Source organism: uncultured Campylobacter sp. (genome assembly GCF_938017615.1).
GTDB lineage: Bacteria > Campylobacterota > Campylobacteria > Campylobacterales > Campylobacteraceae > Campylobacter_B.
In genome coordinates this window covers 1-6,273 of sequence record NZ_CALIJA010000140.1, presented here as the reverse complement: position 1 = coordinate 6,273, position 6,273 = coordinate 1, and the positions used below count along the sequence as shown (strand labels likewise).

The window sequence follows — 6,273 nt, the reverse complement described above, 5'->3', positions numbered from 1 at the left end:
ATTGTGCGGCACGGTCTCGCCGCGAGATTTTTGACGCAAAAGCTCTACGGCGGTGCAAGATCCGCGATGAAATTTTTGCACCAGGGCTTTAAATTTACAAGCTACTCGCAGGCTGACCGCCATTTTAAATTTGCGATCTGTTTGCAGAGCGGTCGCCCTTTTAAATTTATAATCCGTTTGCGAGCCGCTCGCGCTTTGAAATTTACGGCGCAGACGAAGCGGGCTTGTTTCACCGCGGAGCTCGCGCAGTATCCATCTACAAAATCCGCGCCGTGTCCCGCCGCGCGACGCCTCATTCAAAATTCCACTACCGCTTGAAATTTCGCAATCTCTTAAAATTTCACCGCCGTTTAAAATTTTACTATCGCTCCAAATTTTGCCGCTGCTAAAAATCCCGCTGTCGCTTAGAATTTTACCGACATTAAGAACCAAGCCGCTCAAAATTTCGCCGCCGTTTAAAATTTCATCGCCCCGCAAGAGCCTTGCGCTGCTTGGAATTTTATCGCGCGGGTGCGCAGCTTTTCGCCAAGTCCGCATAAAATTCGGATCAAAAATCCTCGCGGCTCGCGCAAAATTTAGATCAAAAGCCCTCATCGCCCGCCTCGCTTCTAAATTTTTGTACCTCGTTTATGAAGGCCTGCTGCACGCTAAGCCGCCGCCCGTGCTGCACGCAGACCTCGTCGGGGCTGCCCAGCGCTAGGATTTTGCCGCGATCTTGGATCAAAAACCGATCGCAATACTCCGCCTCTTCCATAAAATGCGTCGTCACGACCACGCTCACGCCGGTGCGCGCCAGCGCATTTATGCGGTTCCAAAAGAGCCTGCGCGAGAGCGGATCGGCGCCGCTGGTGGCCTCGTCGAGAAACAAAATCTCGGGGCGGTGGATGAGCGCGCACGCCATGCTGAGGTTGCGCCCCGCGCCAAAGGGCAGGTTCTGCCACGTCTCGTTTCGCAGCCGCTGCAAGCCAAACTCGCTCAAAAGCTCCTCTATGCGCCGTTTCAGTGCCACGCCGCCGATACCGTAGCTGCGGCCGAAATACTCTAAATTTTGATAGCAGCTTAGCTTTTTATAAAGCGAAAATTTCTGCGAGACGTAGCCGATGCGCGATCTGATCGATGATTTAGCGTGGCGCAGATCCTCACCCATGACCGAGATCTCGCCTCCGCTCATCCCCAAAAGCGCGCAGATCATGCGAAAGGTCGTCGTTTTGCCCGCGCCGTTTGGGCCCAGAAGGCCAAAAATCTCGCCCTTTTTGACCTCGAAACTCGTATTTTCCACGGCGGTAAATGAGCCGAATTTTTTGCTCACGTCGCGCACTTTGATGACGGTTTGAGCCGCATCGAAGCTCTTTTTTTCGTAGCCGAAGTTTGCCGCGCCGATCTCTGCTTTATTTAAAAAAATATACGCATCCTCTAGGCTCGCCTCGCGCGGACTGAGTTTAAATTTAACGCTCCCGTTTTCGTTAAATTTAGCGCCCTCGTTTTCGTTTGAAATTTTAAAATTTTCGCCGCGCCCGTTTTCGGGATCCGCGCCTTTGTGGTGCCCGTCTTCGCGCTCTGTATTTTCGCCATCACCCTCTAGGCTTGCGTTTAAAAACTCCTGCAGATCGCGCAGGCTTATCGGCTCATCGCTTAGCAGATCGACGCTGCCGTCTCTGGGGCAGATGTCGATGAGCGGGGAGTTTTTTAAAAATCTTTGCGTCTTAAACATCAAGCGGCGCGCCAAGCTCTGATAATCCTCTCCGTCGATGCGAAAGGTATGCTCCCGCAGCGCGGCAGTGATCTTTGCAGCACGCTCCTGCGCTATGATCTTGCCGCCGAGCAAAATCAGCGTCAGATCGGCATCCGCCGCTTCGTCGAAATACGCCGTCGAAAATATGCATTTCGCGCCGCTTTGATCCAGATACTCGCGCACGATCGCCCACAGCTCGCTGCGCGAGAGCGGATCGACGCCGACGGTAGGCTCATCGAGCACTAAAAGCCGCGGACGAGCCGCAATCGCGCAGGCAACGCCTAGCTTTTGTTTCATCCCGCCGGAGAGCGAATCCACGGCGTAATCTTTAAATTTCAAAAGCCCTACGCGGCGCAAAAGCCCGCGCAGATACTCCTCGCCGTCTTTTAGATCGAGCCCTTTTAGGCCCGCGAAAATGTTTAAATTTTGCCAGACGCTAAGCTCCTCGTAAAGCCCCAGACTCTGCGACATATAGCCGTTTGCGCTGACGAATTCTTTATTTTCGCCGCTAGGGGTGAAGCCAGCAAATTTTATCTCGCCGTAATCGGGCGCGATGATGCCGCAGATGAGCTTTAAAAGCGTAGATTTGCCCGCGCCGTCGGGGCCCGTGAGGCTGATGAGCCGCGGCGCGTCGCCAATTCGCAGATCGAAATTTTCAAAAACGACGTTTTTGCTGCGATCCTCTCGCAGGTAAAATTTCTTTAAATTTACGATATTTAGTAGATCCAAGCCTAGCTCCAAATTTTATTTACTCGCCCGTCGCTTGGCGCGACGAACGAGACCTACGCACGCCGAAAAGGCGCTCTTTATCGCGACGCCTTGCTTCTACAGCCGCCGAGACATCGTGGTTTCGCAGCCGCTACGGCGTCTTAGTTTGGTGACCGCCGCGGCATCTCGGTTCTACAACCGCCGCGCGCTTTAAATTTCGCGACGCACGTTGAACAATTTCGCCCAAACCTCGCATAAATTCGACGTAACTTACCACAAGCGCGCGAAACCAAGCTCTATCGCGCCGGGGCGCCCTGCAATCGCCCGCTCGAATTCGAGTGCCCGCACGATCGGCGTTGCTTACGGCTCGCGCCGAATATTTCGCGCGACGCCCGATCCGTCTTGAGCGCGTGCATATCGCATCGGCTAGCCGCGCCGCTAACGATGCGCACACAACGCGCATGAGCGGGGCGGTCTCCAAAACATGAAGCGACCCGTGAGCACCCGCGATAAATTCGCTTCAAAACGCAAATGAAAGCGAGTTTTCAAACACCTGGCGACCTGTGAGCGCCGAGCTCTCTATCTGCGCTGCGCCTCTTGCGGTGAAATTTTACCGCCGCCGCACCTTTTGGGTAAAATTTCACCGCCGTCCGCAATAGGTATTTAATTGCGCCGTTTGTTTCGTAGCGAAATTTTACCGCTATCCGCAGTCGGCACTCAACCGTCGCTCGTTTATCGCAAAACGCCCGCTAGAAACAAAGCCCGCTGCCGCTCTACCGCCCTGCTTGTACTCGTTTCCGAGCCGCAAATTTTAAAATTTAACTCGCGCTGTTTTGCGCCAAAATTTCGCCGAAATTTTACTCGCCGCGCTGAGAATTCCGATCTTTTATCCAAAGCCCTGCCTGCTCGCGCAAAACTCATGCGATAAATTTTGCGCCACCTTTGTACGGCTTCGTTATAGACATACAGCATTTTATCGCCGCCGAGACGATGTATTTTAGGCGCGACGAAATTCATCGCCCTGCTCTGTCGAACAAGCGTCGTTTAAATTCTACCTCGAAGCGCGCTTTTAAAATTTCATCAGACTCACGCCGTATGCACGGCTCGCGCGGCGTTGCGTAAAATTACGAGCTTTGCTATCCAAATTTTGCCCGCAGTCTCCAAAGTGCCGCCCGCGCGCTAAATTTCACTCGTGCATTAAAATTTCACTCGCGACGCTCTCGCGTTAAAATTCCACGCTGATCGGCTGCCCTAAGCGAAAGCTGCCGTCATCGTCGCTGAAATCGGCGCGCGCCTCCCACACGAGATCGGCGCGCAGCTCCTCGGTCTGCACCGTGCGGGGCGTGTACATCGCGGTTTGGCTCACGTAGGCGACCTTCGCGCTCGCACTAGAGCCGTCCGCAGCGATGATCCGCACGCTCTGTCCGGCACGCAGGAAGCGGAGCTGATTTTCGCTTAGATAAAATTTCGCGCGCTTGTTTTTTACTTCGCTAATCTCAAAAACGCCCACGCTAGGTATGCTGATGTCGCCGAGCTCCTTAAGGCGCGCTCTGATCTGCCCGCTAAAGGGTGCTTTTAGCACGCTTTGCGTCTCGATTTGGTAATTCAGATATTTCAGATTTTCCTCGCAGCTTGCCAAGTTCGCGCGGGCGGCACCGACATCCTCGCCGCGGTAGCCGCTTTGAAGCTGGCGCAGATTGGCCTGCGCGCTTTGCAGCTGGGCTTGCGTGCGCTTCATCGAGTAAAACGCCTCGTCGATCTGCTGCTTGGACGCGGAGTTGCTTTTGCCTAGGCTTTTGAGGCGCTCGTTCGTCAAAGTAGCGAGCTGTAGGGCGTTTTGCAGCGCGCTTACATTCGCTGCCGCCATCTCGATCTCCTCGCTACGAAAGCCGCTTTGCAGCTTTTGCAAGCTAAATTTAAGCCCGTCGCATCTCGCGATCTGAACCTGTCTTTGAAAACTCAGATCCGCCGTATCCAGAGCCGCCAAAACGTCGCCAGCCTGCACGAAATCGCCCTCGTCGCGATAAAGTGCGCTAATGCGACCGCTGCGCTCGAAGCTAAGCGAACTCTGCCTGATATCGATGATGCCGTAGGCCTTGTGCGCGACCTCTTCGCGCCTATCGAGATTAAAGTAGATCGCCGCGGCGAGAGCGGCCAGCGCAAAAACGACGAAAATTAGAAGCCTTTTCATAGATCGCCTTAAATTTTGATATGCGGTTATTATAAAATAACTTTTCTAATGCGGCGCTGATATTTGAAGTTCGGGCGGTGATTTTATAAAACGATCGCATTAAATTGCCGTATTGAATTGACCGCCGCACGAGCAGAATTGAGGCTTGGGCGGAAAAATTCATCCTATCTGCGCGATTTTAAGCGGTACGGCTTGTAAAACACAGCGACTTTTTGAACTAAAAATTTTAAAATTTTAACAAGGAAGCTTCGCTTGGAAGCGGAGCGTGAAATTTAATGGGGAAATTTAAAGAGATTTAGGCTCGATGGGCCCAAATCTCGGTCGGTCGCGCAAAAGTTGAAATATTTAAAACTCGCCTTTAACCGCGGCGATCCATTTATCGGCCCTCGCCTGCCAGTGGTCATCGCCTTTAAAATCGATCGTAAGACCTACGAATTTGCCGTTTATGAAGGCGCGCGAATGTTTAAATTTATAGCCCTCCGCGCTCCAAGCGCCGATGAGATCGGCCTTTTTAAGCACCGGCAAAAACGCACTCATGCCGCTGCAAAAATCGTTGCCGTGGCGCTCGACGTTACCGACGCCTATGAGCGCGACCTTGCGTCCGTCAAAATCAGTTTTATTCAAAAGCTCCAATTTGTCGTCAAATTTAGCCTGGATCTGTCCGTCGCCGTGCGTCGAAGCCGCAAAAATAAACGCGCTAGCGCCCGCCAAATCCTCCTCATTTAGCTCTTTGGCCTCCTTGATCTCAAAGCCGAGCTTTGAAGCGATGTATTCGCTCACGACTTTCGTATCGCCACCTTTGGTGGCGTAAACTAATAGTTTTTTCATTTTTTCTCCTTAAAAATAAGAATGATTCTAACAAAATAAGATAAATTTTGAGTGAAATAAAAATTTTATAAGGCGCCCAGATACGGCACAATGCCTCGTATCCAGCTAATTTTAAGCGGCAGCGAGCCGGTAAATTTTAACGCCGCCGCTTAACCACTCGTATAAAAATCCATAGTATAATGCCGCCCGTAGCTCATTACAAAGGAGAAAACATGAAGAATTTCACATTATGTTTGATCGCAGCGATCGCACTTTGTGGCTGCGCGATCCCGCAGGATCGATATGGCGGAGATATTTATGACGCGAGCGAAACGAACCGCATGAGGCAGAGCGATCGAATCGAGATCGTCGATGTCCTGCCCGCCAAAATAAACGTAGAGCGCTCCGAGGGCAATACGGGTAAAATTTTAGGTGGCGTCGCGGGCGGAACTACGGGCGCGGTCATCGGGCATAAGCTCGGCAAACATAGCAGCAGCAGGCGCTTAGCTGAGACCGTGGGGCTCGTGGGCGGTGCGGTAGTAGGCGCGGTCGCCGGAGATGTGATCCAAAACTCCCAAAAGACGGTACAGGGCTCCAACATCATCTACAAACTAAACGGCAAGGAGTACTCATCCGTGCAAGCCGATCCGCCGTGCAGATTTAGACGCGGCAAGGCTCTGCTGATCCACACGGGCAGCGAAACGCGGGTACAGCCAAACTCGGGATGCTAACAGAACTCGGTATGTTAAATTTAAAGCCGCCCAAAGCTTGCGGTGGGATTTTAAAATTTCACCGCGACGTTTAAATTTAAGAACGATGTTTTAAATTTTAAAGC

General features: G+C 52.4%; 6 protein-coding genes. 1 reads left to right on the top strand and 5 read right to left on the bottom strand.

Features of this window, described 5'->3' with window-relative positions:
- From Q0620_RS07260 to Q0620_RS07240, 5 genes are all read right to left on the bottom strand, one after another.
- Nucleotides 1-594, bottom strand: a 594-nt coding sequence (locus Q0620_RS07260) for a hypothetical protein (RefSeq protein WP_298784110.1), incomplete at its 3' end; no start/stop codon positions are given.
- Complete coding sequence (locus tag Q0620_RS07255; RefSeq protein WP_298784107.1) at nucleotides 581-2,461, bottom strand: ATP-binding cassette domain-containing protein; 1,881 nt, start codon at nucleotides 2,459-2,461, stop codon at nucleotides 581-583. The genes Q0620_RS07260 and Q0620_RS07255, both read right to left, overlap by 14 nt.
- A 711-nt stretch (nucleotides 2,462-3,172) precedes the next feature.
- Nucleotides 3,173-3,457, bottom strand: coding sequence for a hypothetical protein (locus tag Q0620_RS07250; protein ID WP_298784105.1), 285 nt, complete (start codon nucleotides 3,455-3,457; stop codon nucleotides 3,173-3,175).
- Nucleotides 3,458-3,665: 208 nt separating this feature from the next.
- Entirely contained in the window at nucleotides 3,666-4,631 is a 966-nt protein-coding gene (locus tag Q0620_RS07245; RefSeq protein ID WP_298784104.1) for an HlyD family efflux transporter periplasmic adaptor subunit, read from the bottom strand.
- A gap of 345 nt (nucleotides 4,632-4,976) precedes the next feature.
- A complete protein-coding gene (locus tag Q0620_RS07240) occupies nucleotides 4,977-5,459 on the bottom strand; it encodes a flavodoxin domain-containing protein (RefSeq protein ID WP_298784101.1) in 483 nt (160 codons plus the stop codon).
- 212 nt (nucleotides 5,460-5,671) lie between these two features.
- On the opposite strand from Q0620_RS07240, the gene Q0620_RS07235 reads away from it, so the two are divergent.
- Complete coding sequence (locus Q0620_RS07235) at nucleotides 5,672-6,169, top strand: hypothetical protein (RefSeq protein ID WP_298784099.1); 498 nt, start codon at nucleotides 5,672-5,674, stop codon at nucleotides 6,167-6,169.
- Nucleotides 6,170-6,273 lie beyond the last annotated feature (104 nt).

Bases quoted from the DNA above. Each gene is read 5' to 3' on its own strand.
- Q0620_RS07250 (WP_298784105.1), bottom strand. From the start codon at position 3,457: ATGAATTTCGTCGCGCCTAAAATACATCGTCTCGGCGGCGATAAAATG.
- Q0620_RS07245 (WP_298784104.1), bottom strand. From the start codon at position 4,631: ATGAAAAGGCTTCTAATTTTCGTCGTTTTTGCGCTGGCCGCTCTCGCC.
- Q0620_RS07240 (WP_298784101.1), bottom strand. From the start codon at position 5,459: ATGAAAAAACTATTAGTTTACGCCACCAAAGGTGGCGATACGAAAGTC.
- Q0620_RS07235 (WP_298784099.1), top strand. From the start codon at position 5,672: ATGAAGAATTTCACATTATGTTTGATCGCAGCGATCGCACTTTGTGGC.